Origin of the sequence: Vibrio sp. CB1-14, from assembly GCF_040412085.2 — a bacterium.
Lineage (GTDB): Bacteria > Pseudomonadota > Gammaproteobacteria > Enterobacterales > Vibrionaceae > Vibrio > Vibrio chaetopteri.
The window spans coordinates 257,554-275,200 of sequence record NZ_CP115921.1; the positions used below are offsets into that span (position 1 = coordinate 257,554).

Here is a 17,647-nt window from a genome sequence, read left to right on the forward strand (position 1 = left end):
ACATCAGTAATGCTAGAGCAGCAAAGAAAGGTAAGTACAGCACAACAGGTCGCTGGAGATAAAGTAGATAGGGATTGGGTATGTTTGAAACATTAGGACTGTTTGTAGGGTCACTTCTAGACGCATTGATTGGGCCAAACTTAGTCGTACCGGGTGAACCATTTATGATAGCGGCTGGATATCAGCTCTATTCGGGCGCATACATGGCTGTCGCTGCGGTACTACTCGGAGGCCTAATTGGCGACCAACTTAGCTTCTTTATCGGGCGTCATTACGGCTTCAATGCACAAAAATCCTTGCTCCGCTGGCAGCCTAAGATTCGCCGTCCTTTAGCGCGCTGTCGTCTTCTTATCAACCGAAATGCCTTTTGGGTTATCGCGTTTGCTCGCCTGCTTGGCCCTATCGCTTGGGTTGTGCCTTTTATGGCAGGAGCGAATCACATTCGCTGGAAAAAATTCTCTGCCTACGCATTCGTTGGATTAGTACTCGGTGTAGGTCAGTTTGTTACCTGGGGATATTTGCTTGCTGCTGGCGTTGACAATGTACCTATGCTGAATGAAGCCGCAACGTTTGTTTCTGAGCACAAGTACTCTTTGGGTCTGTCACTAGTATCGTTGGCGCTTCTCTATTTTGGCTTCAAAAAACAATGGCGCTATTCATGGTTGAAGGCGTCTAGTTTGTTTCTTGGTGGTATGCTGGCGCTCAATTACTCACACTTTTTTTGGTGGAGTGACAACGAGGTCGTCCCTCTAGCGCATGCTGTCCCAACCGAAGTTACTTTATCGGAGCTTGATTATCGTGTGTACGCGGGTCAATCCACCGTTTATTCAGCGCAAGCAGTCAATGTGGTTTATTTGGGCGAATCCCCGAAAGACTTAATGGGTGAGTTAGGCTGGATTGAAAACAAGACGTTCTCACGAAGTGATATCGAGCTCAGTGATTATGTGCAGTTGCTGCAACAGAGTACACCACCCGTTTCGGATTTACTTTGGAATGGTCAGCCACAACATTTAGCGTTTCAACTGCCGGGAACCCTTACTCATCGCTCACACATTCGTTGGTGGCAGGCTGGGATAGATTCACAAACCCAACAAACTGTTTGGGTCGGTGCCCTAAGCTATGATGATGGTCTTACATTGACGCCGTATGGCGGCATTCTAACGCTCCTTCATTCGGTCTCACCGAATGTGGACATTGAGCGTGATCAGCTAAAAACCGATGTGTTTCGACTCAATGACCGTTGGAATGCCGAAAACATTCCCCTAGCGAGTGTTACCTCCAAAAACCGACAGCATGACTACTTTACCGACGGACAAGTATTAATCGTCTCAGAGCATGCATCGTATGTAAACAATCTACAACCCACTGAGAGTGTTGGTTTTAACTCGATGAGCTATGTTCCCTAGTCCCAACAATATCGTTAATCCAATCCTGTCACCCGCAGATTTGTATACAATCACAAAAGAGATTAATCAGCCGTGTCAAACATCGACGGCTGGTTAATTAGCATTTAGCAGTGTGACGGATTGTATCAACTAATTTCAGCCACATTGATGTTACAAAGCCGTATACCTTATATTCACTTTCAGCAAAGACATGCTCAGTTTTTGCAAAGTTCAGCCCAAATAATAAAGGTATAAAACTCAATGATCACTTTGGCCCGTTTCGCATCTACAAGCGATCCAAACCAACTGCGCAGCTCAACGCGCCCACAACCTGCAGCGCCACCTATCCAAGCTGCTTTGTCTCCTCAAACCTCTATGAAAGAGCCTGCTCTTTTACTTGCTCGCCAACCCTCTCCCACCCGCACTTTAAAGACACTTTCTTCACTTCGTGGAGGATTGGCATGATTGAAATACACTGGACTGTCGCTTTAGCGATGAGCTTTTGCAGCATGCTAGGCGTTCTTCAAATGTACGGTAGACGCATTGATTCATTCTTTAAACGCGTTGTCGATAACATGTTAAGAGTCGGAAAAGGCTCTATGAAAGCGTCAAGTTACTCGCAGCAGCGCACGGAAAGCGAGCTTTATCAGGTAGGACATCAAGAAAGAAAGTATGAGTTTGGCGATTACATCCGCCAGCAGAGCAAACGAAATGACAAATTGTAATTCTTAGCCATTCGATGCTAAAAAGCCCGTGACTCAATACGGAGATTGAATCACGGGCTCATTTCAAAAAACAGCTAGCAATTAAGCCGTAACAGAGACGACAAGCCAAATATTGTAAGCAGCGTAACCTGTAAGCAACAATGCTGCTTCAAATCGGTTGATGCGCCCTTGACGACCAAACCCGTAAGCCATAAAGAACAGCGCTACCGTCATCGCCATCATCACCAACCAGTCACGAGACAGAACAGCCTCTGGCACATTCGCAATTGGCGAAATCATGCCTGCAATACCCACTACGGCTAGGATATTGAACATGTTCGAGCCGACTACGTTACCAATCGCAATATCATGCTCACCCTTGCGCGCTGCTGCGATAGAAGCCGCCAGCTCTGGCAAAGACGTACCTAATGCAACAATCGTCAAACCAATCACCAAGTCACTAATACCAAGAGATTGAGCGATGGTTACTGCACCCCAAACAAGAATACGTGAACTCACCACCAACAAAACAAGGCCTAGTACAAGCCAGAAAATTGCTTTGCCTAATGACATGGTTTTCTCTTCAAGTTCTTGCTGCGTGTCGGTCTCTAGCGGGTCACCTTTACCCTTGATTCCCGAATAGATACTCCAACTGATAAGGCTGAAAAAGCCCACCAACAGGATCGCCGCCTCTCCGCGCCCTAGTACACCATTCCAAAGCAGTGCACCAAGCAGTAAGCTGATAGCGAATAGTAGCGGCAACTCTTTTTTCACAATGACAGATTGCACCATGATTGGCGCAATGATTGCGGTGACACCTAAAATAAGTCCGGTGTTAACAATGTTCGAACCAAGCGCATTCCCTAAAGCTAGCTCAGGGTTGCCCTCAGCTGCAGCCATTGCAGAGACCACCATTTCCGGTGCTGAGGTACCGAAACCAACAATCACCATACCGATAAGCAAAGGAGGCATGCCTGCGTGACTCGCGGTGGCTGCCGCACCATCAACAAATCGATCTGCACTCCAAACCAATAAGATAAAACCAACTAGAATCGCCAGAGCGGCAAGTGTCATATCCGTGTCCTCAATAGGGAAAGATGAGTAATTTTGACAAGCAAGTCACTGTCTCCAGTGACAATTTTAGGACGGGAATAGTGAACTTACATGAATTGCTTTGTCAAATAATGATTTTAATCGCCACGATAAAAAACGAGCCTAAAATGACTCGTCTTTATGACATGCTTCAAAATGCCCAACGCTGGGCATTGTTCTTGTTAATCGTTGGTTTTGTTTAAAGCCACTTGCTGCAAGTTTGCATCAATCTCTTGATTGCCTAACATACGCTCCCAGAGTACTGAGATTTGATCCAAGCTACGCTCGCTAGGATACCTGGTTGGCGCTTCTAACAGCTCCCAGCCTGCATCAGATGTTTCCTTAGCAAAAACGAATTCAAACGCTAAGCTGTCTGCCATACCTAATCTTAAATCCGACACAATAAGCTTGTCTTGGTCTTGGCGATAACCCAAGAATCCATGAGAGAAGGCTTCTAAGCCTTCAAGAGTCTTTGGCTTTTCTTCAAGCGGCCACTTACCACGCGAGCGTTGGATGAAGTCAATCTGGCTGTCAGAATCGAGTAACGATGCCAAACCTTCGAAGTACTGATCGCCTTCAACCACCACCACGCGCCATAGCAACGTATTAAATGGAGAGGGGGTAATCAATACCTGCTCATCACTGATGTTTTGCGCAGCCAAGTTCTTCTCTACTCTATCGGCAACCACTTGCTGCGCAGCATAGCCCCAAACTAGATATAAGCTCGACACGACTACAACCGCTTTACACCACTGCCCTCCTCGGTGACGAGAAAACAGTGCAACGCCTATACCGAGCAGAAGTGGCAAGGTATAAAGAGGATCGATGATAAAGATATTCCCCACTTCGAAGTAACCGGGAATTGGCCACAGCAGCTGAGTACCATAGGTCGTCATCGCATCGATAGCAACGTGAGTCACCAGAACACTCAGAACCAAAAGAAAGACACGATTAAAGGACCAAAATGCATCAGGTCTAAACCTGCAATATAGCCAACTAACGATGAGAGAAAATACAGGAATGAGCAGCAACGAGTGAGTAAACCCGCGGTGCTTAATAGTGTTACTTACCGCATCACCATAGTCGAGTACAACGTCTAAGTCCGGCAAAGTACCAAGTGCAGCGCCAGTGAGAAGCACCTTTGCATTACATTGTTTGCCAGCTATTGCGCCTGCAACGGTTGCCCCGAGGGCTGCCTGAGTTACGGAATCCATTTGGTCTAATTACACTCTCTCGGTATATTAAGTATCTGTTTAATCTTACGTTGAGTATATAAAAAAGGGACACCCTGATATAGGCAGAACCATGTACTTTGTCGCCATACTAATTATTGTTTTCGGCAAAACTCTGTGTAGTGAGCAATCGACAGCGCTTTACTGAATAGGAAACCCTGCCCCCAACGACAACCGTGTTTTACTAAGATATTCATTTGTTCGGACGTTTGGATGCCTTCTGCAATGACTTCAAAGCCCAATTCGCTCGCCATCTGGAGTGTGGAACTGACGATGGTTCTGTCATCTTGTTTAAGTTGAGCAATGAAAATTTTATCGATTTTCAAACTATCAACTGGCAGCTGCTTTAAATAGCCAAGTGAAGAGTAACCAGTACCATAGTCATCAATAGCTATTTTTACCCCTAACTTTTTAAGCTCCGTTATATATGTCGTGGCTTGTGCCATATTCTGCACAAGCACACTTTCTGTTATCTCTAGCTCGAGTATATTGGGGTTCACCTCATACAGTTCCAATGCGGCTTTCACGTCACTCAACAAACGACCTGACATAAGTTGTACAACCGAAACATTTACCGACACTTTTTGATGGTCGATCCCCATATTCTTCCAAGACTTTATCTGTTTGCAAACTTCTCGGAGCACCCAGGCTCCAATAGGGAGGATCTCTTTTGAAAGCTCCGCTATTGGAATGAATGCGTCCGGCGGAATTACACCATACTTAGGATGATTCCAACGCAATAACCCTTCGCAACCGACATGCTCACCAGAGCGCAAGTCAATAATTGGCTGAAAATAGAGTTCGAGCTGGTTGCCCATCAACGCTTGGGGCAGCTCTGACTCGATAAACAATTTTTCCCTTGCCTGTTTTCTTAAGGTATTGGTATAGCAGACATAGCCGGATGATGATTCCTTCGCCTTATACATCGCAGCGTCTGCTGCTCGCATCAAATCATCTACATTATTTCCATCTTTGGGAAAAGTGGCTATGCCAATGCTGGTTGAAATAGCAATGGATTCGTCCTCAATCAACATCGGCTTACGCAACCCCTCAATAAGCTTTCTGGACAGCGTTACTGCTTGTTCCGCATTGGTAAGGTTCTCGATCATAATCGTAAACTCATCACCACCAAAACGAGCTAAAACGTCACTACTTCGCAAGTTATTAGTTAGCCTAGTCGCGACTTCAACAAGCAATTTGTCACCAAAATCATGCCCTAAACTGTCATTAACATGTTTGAACCTATCGAGATCCAAAAAGAGGATAGCTACCATCGAGCCGTTTCGAGTCGCTAAGTTCAATGCATGACTCGTCTGCTTTATAAACATCCTACGATTAGGCAAACCTGTTAGGGCGTCATTGAAAGCAAAATGTTTGAGTGTATCTCTTGATGCCTCTAATTCTCGGGTTCGCATCTTCACCTGAGTCAATAAGTTTGTATGAGAGTTGAAAAGAGTAATTATGAGTAAAACACTTAACGCCCCAAAAGCGGATTCATAAATGAGAAACTTAATGGAGCTTTCAGCTTTTAGTGCTGAAATAACATCCTGAGACACTGATAGAACAACAGTCCACTCCCTCTCAGCGATCTGTTGAACAAAAGAGAATTCTATCGACTCATCAAATGAACTGACTCCTATAGGTGCATATTGATAAATCACTTCATCATTAGCACTAGAATCGAGAATCTTCACACTCATATAAGAAACTTCACTATTCTTGAGACTCTCAGTAACAATATCTCCTACAACAAAAACTCCGACGACAAAGCCTGATAAATTAAAAGATCGAGTAAGAGTAGATGTACCAAGCGATGGTCCTTGATTAATGGGGGTAAAAATGAGAAACCCAGGCTCCTTCGCGTCAAGTTGCACAAGCTGTATCGTCTCAGTAGCGACTGGACGACTAATATTCTGCGCCCTAATCATCGCCTCTCGTCGTTTTCCATTCGAGAAAACATTAAAGCCAAATGCACGTTCGTTTGGAGCAAAAGGTTCTATCCACTTAACGACAACTAAAGGATCACCCAGCTTCAACGGTGTACCTCTTATCTTAAAGCTTGAATCACTCTGCTTATTCGTGCTCTTTTCAAACTCTTCTAATTCATGTTGCTCTATAACTGGGTTCCATGAGAAACCACGTGCACCTGGAGTTTGCTCTATGAGTGGCAACGTTAGTCGTTTAAATTCATCCTGTGTAACATCACTGTTCCCAGAGAGTTTCACAGCTAGTAATGACAATGAGTTAAGATAGTTCTCAACCTGGTGATTAAGGTTTTTCTCAATCAATTGTGAACGAATATGGATTTCGTTGAGACTCTTCAACTCTAAAGATTTGTTACCATATTTTTGACTAACAACTAATACGACCAAAACTAAAACCAGTGAGAAGATCAGTGCTCGATAATGAGTTAACTTGTTTGTCAGCCTGCCAGTAGGTTTCAGGAAAGCTAAAACAAGAGGTGTAATCACAATAACGCCTAGAAAGTCACCCAACCACCAAATGAGCATATTGCTCCAATCGTAATCCCTCAGCCCCTCAGTTGGCGACAGGTCAACGAAAAAAGAGCCTAAAACGCTAGCGATGAGACAACATATAAGGGCAAATACAACAAACAGAGTAACTTTGCGTATGCTTGCCGAAGAGATAATATTTACCGAAAAGTAAGCTAAACAGCGATAGTTGACCCAGGCTTGAACTGCCGAGCCTAACCCAATCCCAAACGACGTCAAAATTACCATTGCACCAATGTCAGTGCCATTGACTGCTTGCACCCCAACATTGAAGATGATCGAACCTGCGAAGATAGCCGGCACAAAACGAGCTTGCCACAAAATACAGCCTGCAAGAGCAATACCTTCCGGAGGCCACAGTGAAACAATTTGGCTTTGAGGGCTCAATGATGAAAAAAGAAATGCCGAAACAATGTAAATTACAAACACGCTAACATAGCGAACACCAAATACCGAATTCTGGTGCTTCTGCTTGTCAATTAACTCTGACTGCATCAGTTCATCTCTGTTATACAATGCTCTTTTCCGTTAACTGACAAAATAGTCAAAATTGGGAAGTGTATGAACAATTGTAGTAAAGAAGAACCGCATTGGTATTATTTTTGTTTGACAGCACAATACCTTGTAGCCTCAGCCCTTCTCGCTTGACTAACCCTTTAGCCTGCAAGACCAGTCACTCGTTCATCAGCTTGTACAAATTCATACTTTTTAGTGTGTGTCCTTTATAGCCTCAAATCACTTCTGTCATGTATAGATAGTCTTTCCATCTTTGATGGTTTCTAGCACCTGAACCTGATTGTTTTCATAGGGCCTCTAGGATAGTACGATTTATTGAACTGCGCACCATTTCCCCACGTAAAAGCATAACTAATAAACCATATGTGTTAGGGTTAGACGTTCATTATTTTGGAGGCTAACCGCATGCATACGTTTGAGCAAATTAGCGCGTTTGTTGCAGTATTCGAACAGGGCTCATACAACAAAGCGGCTCTTCAGTTATCAAAATCTCGAACCACCGTTCGTGAGCATGTTAAAGCGTACGAGGATATGCTGGGTTACCCGCTTTTTCAGATAGTGGGTAAGCAAGCGAAGCCAACAGAAAAAGCCACGCAACTGTATCGACGAGCTAAGATTGTAGAAAAGCAAAACCGCTCACTTTATGCTCAAAGCACCACTCTATTTGATACTGAAACTCACACAGTGACCATATGCTATGACGTAATCACGCCTATCGAGTTAATGATGCAACTGGAGCAAGAAATAGCGAAGAATTACCCTGAGGTCAGTATTCATTGGTTACACAGAACTCGAAAAGAAGCGATGAATTTACTGCTCACAGACAAAGCAGATATCGCTTTGATGCCATATTTGGGTCAACTCTTCGCTGAACGGGAAGTCACTTGGAAAGCAATTGGCAATATTGAAATAGGTTGTTTCACTCGACCAACTTCACCTTTGGCCAACCATGATGATTTGAAAATTGAAGACTTACTGCTTGATACTCAATATCTCACTGAGAATTTTACTGATCTTAATACCATGCTATCTGCGACTAAGGTCACGCCGAAAGTACATGTGGTAAGCAACAATGACCTACTGTGTGAGTTGCTCAAACATCAGGGCTGGGCTGTCATGCCGAAACACTACATGAAACCATACATTGAGCGAGGCGAATTAGTTGCGTTATCACTAAAGGAGCTCAATAAACAGATGGCATTCGGGCTAAACGCTTTTTATTGCTTTGGCAAAGAAGACGTTCCTATCTTCTCAAAACTCTTAGATTGGCTATCTGAGTATCATTCTCGGTAACTCTTTATGGTTTCGAGTAGTATTGCGTGTACATTGAATCTGTTAGATTGAATGACACGACAATATTTATGTACCCAAACATGGCGGTGTCCTGTAGGCTGTGAACTAAGTACTCACTGTGTTTTGCGCCTTTAGCCACCTCAGCCCCTCACGTTTAGCCAAGCCTTCTATGCCTTGAGCATCGATAAATTGAAACACAGCCGCCGCGTGAGTCTTCGAATACTCCCTTAAACTCCACCCAATCGCTTTTTGAATAAAGAACTCTTTGTCTGCTTGGTTCTCACCAATGATGGCAAACAGCAAAGTTTGATCCGTGTTCTGTTTAAACTTCAACTGATAGAGGATCGCGGTACGTCTTAACCAAATGTTGTCACTTTCGCGCCACTGGTTGATCACAGCGGTCGTTTCGTCTGGATACCGCTGAAACAAGCTTGCGACAATATGAGTCGCCAACATATCCACCGTATCCCACCACGATTTCGTTGTGATCCAACGTTCAGCATGATGGAGGTAAAACTCTGGTAACATCTTCTTTGTTTTAATTAGGAGATCGACAGCGACGAGTTGATACTCTCTTTGGGGTAAAGACCAAAGCTCGTCGACGATATCAGCAAGCTCATCTAGGCTGGCACATGTTGTTTCGAAAACAGTGCTTTCAATGCGTCGCGTCGTGGACCTGATTGGATCCCATAGAACTCATATTGATCGCGCATATACGCTTTCATAAAGATTGCGTTATCATTGTTTTTCAGAGGCACCAGTGCCTGTTTAACGTTGAGACTCCAATCGTGCATCGTAACCCCGCCTTCATTGTTTACCGCTGTGCTCCTCATTAAAACAGCGAACGTAATAGTCGCCAAGAGTTTGTTGTCCATAACGAGGGGTGATTGCGTCTTGCGCCATCTTGGTAAGGAAAAACTCAGCAGATCCTCCCCATTTTTCTGGTAGTCGTTTCGCTACGACAAGCCCAACCTTCCTAACAAGATCCGGTAGAACAACGATTTTTGGCTCTGTTCTTTGCGCGCTAAACGACAACTCAATCATCTCACGTGTAGACAGTACCTCAGGTCCCCCCACGGCTAACTCCAATTCCGTGCGACCAATCGCCTCAATGCAAAATCGAGCCAGATCAGCGCCATGAATCGGATTCACACGCACACCATCCTGCCCAAAAAGATACCCTTTTCCTTTGGCTGTCATGTTGTAGATCTCTTTTAAATCAGAAAAAAAACCATTTGGACGAATAACACAAGGCTTCAAAGCATTTGAACTTAGGAGTTTGCGTGCAAATCGCTCTTTTGCCGCAAGTAATCTGACGTTTTGATGGCGTTCAGCACCAAAGGCAGAAATGTAGATGAACTTTTTCACCCCTGATTTTTCTGCCGCTTCAAGCACATTGAGATTAGCTTGATAGTCAACATCCATATACGTGACAGCATCACGTTGTCGAGTGATACCTAAACACGAAATCACTACATCAATATCGCAAAATTGACCTATCAGTTGATTGGGATCCGTCACTTGGGCTTTCACTATCTGCGATGAATCTAACCCCAGCGCTTCTAACTTGTTGGGATTTCGAACTAACGCCTTGAAGCTAGCTCCCTGCACGCGCAACTCTTTCACGATGTGCTGACCAAGGTAACCGGTCGCGCCCACAACTAATATCTTTGCAGTGAGTGACATATCTATACCTCCTCGTTTGTAGTCTGATCGGACTCTGGCCGATACGGCTCTTCTCGCAAGATATGGCTCACCAGTAATTTGAGATAAAACAGTGGCAAAAACCACTCAAGCCCTACTGGAGCCCCAAACCAATACAATGACAACAATAACGCGCCTGCATACATCATGAGTGCTATAGGTCGCTGCAAATAGAGCGGCGTCATCAGTATCACCCAACTCGCCATCATCATATAGCCACCCGTTACTGCTACCCACAACCAGTCTCCTTCTAAAAACATGCTAGCAACCAGTGATAACTGCACAAAATGAACAGCAACAAACGAGAGATGCTGCCTTACTCCCTGTCCTTCACGATGAAACCATCGCTTGGCGCTAGAAGTGGCATTGGTAATAATGCCTCCCACGATGTCTATCGTGAGCAAAAATAATAGTATTACTTGCCCTAAGCTCTGCGACGAACTTACTTCCCTACTAAAGATAACGGCTGCGACTCCAGCTAAAGCTGGAATATAAAGCTGAATTCGCTTCTCAGCTTTAGTTGCACCTGGACCGATCAACTTATCAATACCGCCCCAAAAACCGCCTCTTACTTTTGGGTAGTTCCAATTGATGTTCATAGCAAAACCCTTTATAGACCACGTGGTCTTTTTAAAATATAACTTTAACCAGATCGAGTAAAGATCTTTTTTGACCAGTTGGTCTAAATAATGAAAGTTGTGGTACTATTATTGAATTAGTTCAGAGAGTTAGAGACATACATGCCGAAAATCGTTGATCATGACAAAAGACGTCAAGAAATAGCCCTCAAAGCGACGACCGTGTTTTTAGAGCATGGATACAAAAACGTAGGGATGCGCCAGCTATGTGACTTATTAGGAATGAGCAAGAGTGCTGTTTACCATTATTACAAGAGCAAGGACGAACTCTTCAAGGCTGCAACCGAAGCCATGGTCAATTATGATTCGGATGCGTTACTCGATTTTCCCAAAGCAAAAGACGCTTCTCGGCCGCAACGAATAGACAATTTCATCGCTATATTGAGGCAACTTGCTCCAAGGTTCTTTCAAGAAATGCAGCTTGTCGCTGATTATATCAACGTCATAGGACATGAAAGTGTGTCGAGTGACCCCAGTATGAATGTGGCGAATCAGAAATACTTGGCGCTATTGAGCGACTATGTGTGTTCTGCAAGCTCAAACGAGCTCTATACCTTAATGCTCGGGCTCTTAAACCACCAGCTGATGATAGGCTCTGAGCTCAAAGATGCCTATATATCTGACTTAGTTGACAAGCATATTAACTAAAGTCTTCTCAACTAAAAGGGAGGCGAAAGCCTCCCTTAATCAATCACTCACTAGCGAATACATGCTGCAATCTAGCGATAGCTTCTATCACCCTAGAGCGTGGTGTCGCTAAATTAAACCGAAGGAACATTTCGCCCCCCAAGCCAAACGTTGAGCCATGGTTAGCGGCGATTTTTGCTTCACTTTGCACCTTCTCAATGACCTCTTTAGGTGACAAGCCTGTTTCTGAAAAGTCGACCCAAGACAAGTAGGTCGCTTCCAGTGGCATCGATTTCAGCCTTTTGATTGAGTTGATACCTTCATCAAATATCCGACGGTTCTCATCTAGATATTCAACCAAAGCCTCTAGCCAGGCTTCACCTTGTTCATATGCCGCAGTTGCCATTAACATTCCCATCCGGTTTGGCCCTATGCCCGCTGCATTGAGAACATACTTAAACTTATCTCTAAGTTCAGGGTTGGGGATGATAGCGGCGCCGGTTAACGCAGAAGCGATATTGAAGGTTTTGGTTGTCGCGGCCAGAATCACCATGTTTTGCTCATGTTCGGGTGCAGCAAGTGTCGCGACGGTATGCTTGTTAGGAGGGAAAACCAGATCGTGGTGAATCTCATCGACGACAAGCACCAGATTATGACGCGCACAAAAATTGGCTAGGTCTTGGATTTCTTCTTTTGTCCATACGCGCCCACCAGGGTTGTGCGGTGAACACATAACCACAAGTTTTTCTTTACCATTTAGGCTCGTCTCAAGCGCATCAAGATCCATTTCATAGCGACCCTGGTTTTGAACCAAAGGACTTTCGACTACAACACGTTGATTTGCTTTAATGACTTTTGAAAACGCGTGGTATACGGGTGTAAACAGAATAACGCCATCACCAGGCTCGGTGTAAGCTTGAACACAGAGTGCCGTGCCTTGAACGAGACCTGCACAAGTGATAACCCAGTCAGGGGATACTTGCCAGTCGTGCCTCTTACTCATCCAGTTCACAACGGACGCTTTGTAGCGCGAATCATCACCGTAGTAGCCATTTACACCATTTTCAGCCGCTTCGATAAGCACTTGATTTACGGCCTGTGGCGCTTTAAAGTCCATATCCGCGACCCACATCGGAAGGCCATCATCGGTAGAGACGCCAAAGCTCGCTTCCATCTCATCCCATTTTGCTGAATGGGTTCCTCTACGCTCTACAATCTCATCAAAGTCAAACATGCCCTATCCCTAACTCACCACGCTATTTTGATAGCGTATTTTTGAAACAATAGAGCCAGTTTAAACGGTTGATTTCAATAGAGCTAGTGGCTAGACATGGTTAATTGTAAGTGCCCAGTATGGGGGTCTGTCGATTCATCAACAACCGTAAAACCGCAGCGATGATAAAAACCAATCGCTCGGCAATTGTCTTTGTAGACAGAGAAAGAAAGCGAGTCTCGTTTCTTACGTGCATCCATAATCAAACGCATGCCAATCCCCACGCCTTGCGCTTGCGGCTCAACAAACAGCGCCGCTAGCTGATCATCTGTTAACGCATAAAAACCAATAACCCGCCCAGCATGCTCGTAAACATAAACCTCTGAGTTCGGAAGGTAGACGTTTCGCATATCATCGAGTTTGTCGTGCCAAAACCTTGGCTCAACAAAGTCGTGAGACTCGACAGACGCAGTCAGCCAAACTTTTAAAACGCTATCGATATCTGCTTCGTTGTATTCTCTGATCATGAGGGTGTTCCATTTCCTAGCTTGCTCAAAGTATTGTGCTCAGTACCGAGGTACGACTTCAATAGTAGCTGGAAATTATGATCATTAATGGAAATCATTCAATATTTTCTAAAGTTTGAAGTTTGGCCTCAACTTTACTACAAATGTATTCACCAATAGGAATGGCCGAAGTAGCCGCAGGGGATGGTGCATTGCAGACATGCAGGCTGCGAGCGGTCTCAGCGAACAAAAAGTCATGCACTAAACTGCCATCAGACATGACTGCCTGGGCTCTAATACCAGCGGGGTAAGGAAGGAGTTCGTTCGCCTTGATGGCTGGGCAGTACTTTTGAACCAACTGAAGATAACCCGGACGCCAAACAGAGTTCTTTAACTCTCTCAAACCGGACTTCCAATGAGTGCGTGACACTCGCCAAAAGCCCAAAAATTTGAGCATATCAACCGTGTCTTTAAGGCTAAAGTTGATGCGCCCATAGCCTTCTCGTTTAAACCCTTGCACTGCATTAGGTCCCACGGTCAGCGAGCCATCGATCATTCGGGTTAAGTGCACACCCAAAAATGGCAATTCTGGATCGGGGATGGGATAAATGAGATGACTGATGATGTCATGATGCTTGGCTGGTAACTGATAATACTCCCCGCGGTAGGGAATGATTTGAAAGTCGACATCGATACCAATCATCGACGCCAATCTATCCGCCATCAACCCGCCGCACACGACTAATTGACGAGCTTGCAGAGAGGTTGACGCTCCATTGGTCCTGCAATTGATTTCGACACAATCTTGTTGTTCATTTAGCGCAGTGACTTCAGTCGACAGCAACACTTCACCACCAAGCGACTGAAATTGCTCTGCCATGGTTTGTGTGACCAATTGATAATCAACAATGCTGGTTGCTTCTACCTTTATCGCCCCCAATCCAGTGATGTTGGGCTCGATTTCTTCGAGCTTTGCTTGGCTCAACAGCGCAACATCAATACCGTTTTCGATACAGCGTTGATAGAGAGCATCCATTCGCTTTTTCTCTATTGCGTTTGTCGCTACTAAAAGCTTTCCGCAGTTCTCCACAGCAATGTTGTGCTCAGCGCAAAAACGTTTCGTCGCCTCCGCGCCACGCTTGCAAAAATCCGCTTTGAGGCTTCCGGGTTGATAGTAGACACCCGCGTGAATCACACCGCTATTATGGCCAGTTTGATGCTTGGCAAAACTCGATTCTTTCTCGACCAACACTATCGATGCTTGAGGGTGTTTTTGTTTTAACTGCCAAGCCGTTGACACTCCGACAATACCACCACCAATCACTATAAAATCATGGACTTTTGCCATCACTTTTCCTTGTGAGCTACTCGAATGTTCTCACCATACCTTGTACGTATCTACTGAGGAAGTACTGGCGTCACTGCTTTCAAATAAAGTGCCATCGACCCCTCATAAATTCGGCGCTGTTCTTGCGCGGTAACATCAGAAAACTGCATCGAAAAAGCAAATCCATGCAGATAGTCAGCGAGCAAACTCACCGCATTCGTTTTGTCATCATCATTTAGATTCAAAGGCTCGACCACCTCGTTAAAGCGCGCAATGAATACCTCAGCAGGTCCACTACTTTGCATTTTGAATAGTGTTTCAAGCAAGCCGGAATACTCGCTAAGGAGCGCAAGGTAACTCCAGCCAAGTTCCATTACCTCCTGCTGCCAAGCTGTTTCATTATTGGGCTCGTAAATCCCTTCCACCAAAGAAACAGCAACGGCTTCGAGTAAGCTATCCTTATTTTTGAAATAGTGATAGATCGCCATAGCGTCAATATTGAGCTCGGTCGCTAACCCTCTGATACTGGGTATTTTCCCGTTAGTCTGCATCATCTTTTTCGCAGCTTCGATGATACGAGATTGGCTGAGTCCATCCACCCCTTTCTCTGGGCGTCCACGTTTTTTTGAGTTGACAGTCATCGGTGATCCTAGCTAGACTTCAATTAATTTCTACACTGTAGAATTTTAGCAGAGAACAAGACTGCAGAGAACAAAAACATTGCTTCATGCACTGTTCCACTATCTAAATGACAACAATTTCAGGAGCCACACATGGCCAACATCGTATACATCGCCACCAGTCTTGATGGTTATATCGCCGACAAAAACAACGGCGTTGATTGGCTACATGATATTCCAAACCCAGAAGGTTCCGACTTCGGCTTCGCTGAATTTATGGACAAAGTTGACGCTCTGGTTATGGGGCGCAATACACTAGAGATCGTATTGAGCTTTGATTGTGACTGGCCATACTCAAAACCTGTGTTTGTATTGAGCAATACGATGACAGAAGTACCGGAGGGTCTTGAAGGAAAAGTTTTCTTGGTCAAAGGCGAGCTTAAAACCATCATTGCCGAGCTCGCGGCTCAAGGTTACAACGACCTGTATATCGATGGCGGTAAAACAATTCAGAGTTTCCTCAAAGAAGATCTTATCGATGAACTGATTATTAGCACGATTCCAGTTCTACTCGGCGGAGGGATTCCTCTGTTTGGTGAGTTAGATAAACCGCTGAAGTTTAAGCACGAGTCAGCCGAAAGATATGCGGATTGCATTGTGAAGAATCGGTTTGTGAGGGTTTAATACCTAGAGTAAACGTTCACTGTTTCCACATTCAGGCTAACGGCTTGAGTGGGAGAAATTTCGTTCTCAACATACATATCAATTGCTTGGTATTCTGCCCTGCAGCAAAGTGTGCACTTTTACTGCTGGTGCATTTGCTCGGTACTTCCTCACTATTACGTATCATTCTTCCAACACGCAAACGTCATGAAAACTCGGCTGTATAACACCGTTCACCAAACATCTTTTCGAAAACAACTGCGAAACAACCCTACTTTGGCAGAAGCTCGACTCTGGTATTTTTTGAGAGGTGGGAAGGTTGGCGCGAAATTTCGACGTCAATATGGCGTTGGGGACTATGTGTTAGATTTTTACTCGCCTGAGTTGCGGCTGGCGATAGAAGTTGATGGTGATAGCCATTTTTCTGTTGAAGGACAGGAACATGATTCGGTGCGAGCGGAGTTTTTGGAGACACGAGGCATTCAAGTAATTCGGTTTACCAATCGGGAAGTACTGGAGGTGTGTGATGAGGTTGTTGAGGTGATTCGTGAGATGGTGAGAGAGTTAAAGAGGTGAAAACATAAGGCGATGCGTAGCGAGCCTGTGACTCCTCCCCTTAATAAGGGGAGGCTGGGAGGGGTGCTCTTTGCTTTTAAATCATTGAAATAATATGAAAAGAGCCTAAGAACACCCCCTCTAGCTCCCCCTTATTAAGGGGGAGAACACACTGCTCGTTCCTAACGTCACATCGCCTATTTTCTACTAATTAACGAACGTTAGCTAGTCGGTGCAGAAAACCAAATCACAAACCCTAACTTTCAAATGAAAGCTTACCCCCAAACGCCCCACTCCAATCCTTATCAAACTGCTCAACCGCAGGTTCAATCGCTGGATGTGAGAACATCTGCGCTGCCACATCCACCGGCAACGTAATCGCGCCGATACCAAGCTTCATCACATCCATCGCCTGCTGAACATTCTTAAAGCTGGCCGCTAAGATCTTTGACGACAATCCATTCTTTTCAATTAGCATTTGAATATCGCGCACCACTGCAACACCATCGCCATTCATGGCATCAATGCGGTTAACGTACGGCGCGAGATAGTCTGCACCACAAAGCGCAGCCATAAAGCCTTGCTGAGCCGTGTAGATAGCGGTAGCCAGCACTTGAATACCTCCTTTTTTCATAAGCTTAATCGCAGCGAGACCGTTTTCTGTCGCCGGCACCTTCACCACCATATCGTAAGGAAGTTCGTTAAGCATTTTGGCTTCTGCCACCATTGAGGCAACATCTTTGCTCACCACCTGAGCATGGAAACGCGCCTCTTTTCCTAATACTTCTGACATTGACTTTAGTGTGTCAGTTAAGCCTTCACCCGATTTCGCAACAATCGTAGGGTTGGTGGTGATGCCCTTTAGCGGGAAGCATTGGTTAAAGCGCGCGGTTTCGTTTACATCTGCGGTATCTAAATACAGTTCAATCATAGTCATCTCTCAGATCTTTATTTGAGCCATCTCATGTTGTGAACAATATAGATCTGCCGAATGTTTAAGATCTTGATTGCGATCAAAACAAACTTCAAATGAAAGATTTAATTTTCACTAAACGAAAG

Annotated in this window: 18 protein-coding genes; 6 read left to right on the forward strand and 12 right to left on the reverse strand. The window is 44.8% G+C overall.

All coding sequences use genetic code 11. The annotated features are described in order from the left end of the window. Window positions 1-80 precede the first annotated feature (80 nt). Window positions 81-1,406, forward strand: coding sequence for an LssY C-terminal domain-containing protein (locus PG915_RS17290; RefSeq protein ID WP_353499665.1), 1,326 nt, complete (start codon window positions 81-83; stop codon window positions 1,404-1,406). 440 nt (window positions 1,407-1,846) lie between these two features. Next, window positions 1,847-2,110, forward strand: coding sequence for a hypothetical protein (locus PG915_RS17295; protein ID WP_353499666.1), 264 nt, complete (start codon window positions 1,847-1,849; stop codon window positions 2,108-2,110). Window positions 2,111-2,191: 81 nt separating this feature from the next. Here PG915_RS17295 and PG915_RS17300 read toward each other — a convergent pair whose 3' ends face one another. From PG915_RS17300 to PG915_RS17310, 3 genes are all read right to left on the reverse strand, one after another. Further along, entirely contained in the window at window positions 2,192-3,163 is a 972-nt protein-coding gene (locus PG915_RS17300) for a calcium/sodium antiporter (protein WP_353499667.1), read from the reverse strand. Between the two features lie 200 nt (window positions 3,164-3,363). Further along, window positions 3,364-4,395, reverse strand: coding sequence for a metal-dependent hydrolase (locus PG915_RS17305; RefSeq protein ID WP_353499668.1), 1,032 nt, complete (start codon window positions 4,393-4,395; stop codon window positions 3,364-3,366). Window positions 4,396-4,508: 113 nt separating this feature from the next. Further along, a complete protein-coding gene (locus PG915_RS17310; protein ID WP_353499669.1) occupies window positions 4,509-7,421 on the reverse strand; it encodes an EAL domain-containing protein in 2,913 nt (970 codons plus the stop codon). A gap of 426 nt (window positions 7,422-7,847) precedes the next feature. Here PG915_RS17310 and PG915_RS17315 point away from each other — a divergent pair, with 426 nt between their 5' ends. Then, window positions 7,848-8,735 carry a LysR family transcriptional regulator gene (locus PG915_RS17315; RefSeq protein ID WP_353499670.1) on the forward strand — a complete coding sequence of 296 codons (888 nt, stop codon included), beginning with the start codon at window positions 7,848-7,850 and terminating at the stop codon, window positions 8,733-8,735. A gap of 105 nt (window positions 8,736-8,840) precedes the next feature. Here the strand turns inward: PG915_RS17315 and PG915_RS17320 are convergent, their stop codons facing one another. Genes PG915_RS17320 through PG915_RS17335 form a run of 4 tightly spaced genes read right to left on the reverse strand, consistent with a single transcriptional unit; the run spans window position 8,841 to window position 11,038 of the window. Beyond that, a complete protein-coding gene (locus PG915_RS17320; protein WP_353500143.1) occupies window positions 8,841-9,416 on the reverse strand; it encodes a DNA alkylation repair protein in 576 nt (191 codons plus the stop codon). Beyond that, window positions 9,356-9,529: a DNA alkylation repair protein gene (locus tag PG915_RS17325; protein WP_353499671.1), complete on the reverse strand. Its 174-nt coding sequence runs from the start codon at window positions 9,527-9,529 to the stop codon at window positions 9,356-9,358. The genes PG915_RS17320 and PG915_RS17325 overlap by 61 nt, the downstream gene beginning before the upstream one ends. Window positions 9,530-9,542: 13 nt before the next feature. Then, a complete protein-coding gene (locus tag PG915_RS17330) occupies window positions 9,543-10,421 on the reverse strand; it encodes an SDR family oxidoreductase (protein ID WP_353499672.1) in 879 nt (292 codons plus the stop codon). A gap of 2 nt (window positions 10,422-10,423) precedes the next feature. Continuing rightward, entirely contained in the window at window positions 10,424-11,038 is a 615-nt protein-coding gene (locus PG915_RS17335; RefSeq protein ID WP_353499673.1) for a hypothetical protein, read from the reverse strand. Between the two features lie 141 nt (window positions 11,039-11,179). Here PG915_RS17335 and PG915_RS17340 point away from each other — a divergent pair, with 141 nt between their 5' ends. Then, the gene (locus PG915_RS17340) at window positions 11,180-11,725 is read left to right on the forward strand and encodes a TetR/AcrR family transcriptional regulator (protein WP_353499674.1); all 546 of its coding nucleotides are present in this window, start codon (window positions 11,180-11,182) and stop codon (window positions 11,723-11,725) included. Between the two features lie 43 nt (window positions 11,726-11,768). Here the strand turns inward: PG915_RS17340 and PG915_RS17345 are convergent, their stop codons facing one another. The 4 genes from PG915_RS17345 to PG915_RS17360 form a co-directional block, all read right to left on the reverse strand. Beyond that, window positions 11,769-12,938 (reverse strand): MalY/PatB family protein, encoded by a 1,170-nt coding sequence (locus tag PG915_RS17345; protein ID WP_353499675.1) that lies wholly within the window; start codon window positions 12,936-12,938, stop codon window positions 11,769-11,771. A gap of 83 nt (window positions 12,939-13,021) precedes the next feature. Beyond that, the gene (locus PG915_RS17350) at window positions 13,022-13,444 is read right to left on the reverse strand and encodes an N-acetyltransferase (RefSeq protein WP_353499676.1); all 423 of its coding nucleotides are present in this window, start codon (window positions 13,442-13,444) and stop codon (window positions 13,022-13,024) included. 94 nt (window positions 13,445-13,538) lie between these two features. Next, window positions 13,539-14,771, reverse strand: coding sequence for an L-2-hydroxyglutarate oxidase (gene lhgO / locus PG915_RS17355; protein WP_353499677.1), 1,233 nt, complete (start codon window positions 14,769-14,771; stop codon window positions 13,539-13,541). Between the two features lie 50 nt (window positions 14,772-14,821). Continuing rightward, a complete protein-coding gene (locus PG915_RS17360) occupies window positions 14,822-15,391 on the reverse strand; it encodes a TetR/AcrR family transcriptional regulator (protein WP_353499678.1) in 570 nt (189 codons plus the stop codon). Window positions 15,392-15,523: 132 nt separating this feature from the next. On the opposite strand from PG915_RS17360, the gene PG915_RS17365 reads away from it, so the two are divergent. Both PG915_RS17365 and PG915_RS17370 read left to right on the forward strand, forming a co-directional pair. Then, window positions 15,524-16,054: a dihydrofolate reductase family protein gene (locus PG915_RS17365; RefSeq protein WP_353499679.1), complete on the forward strand. Its 531-nt coding sequence runs from the start codon at window positions 15,524-15,526 to the stop codon at window positions 16,052-16,054. 186 nt (window positions 16,055-16,240) lie between these two features. Next, window positions 16,241-16,609, forward strand: a complete 369-nt coding sequence (locus PG915_RS17370; RefSeq protein WP_353499680.1) for an endonuclease domain-containing protein — start codon at window positions 16,241-16,243, stop codon at window positions 16,607-16,609. Window positions 16,610-16,844: 235 nt separating this feature from the next. On the opposite strand, the gene PG915_RS17375 is transcribed toward PG915_RS17370, so the two are convergent. Continuing rightward, window positions 16,845-17,519, reverse strand: a complete 675-nt coding sequence (locus tag PG915_RS17375; RefSeq protein ID WP_353500144.1) for a fructose-6-phosphate aldolase — start codon at window positions 17,517-17,519, stop codon at window positions 16,845-16,847. Between the last annotated feature and the right edge of the window lie 128 nt (window positions 17,520-17,647).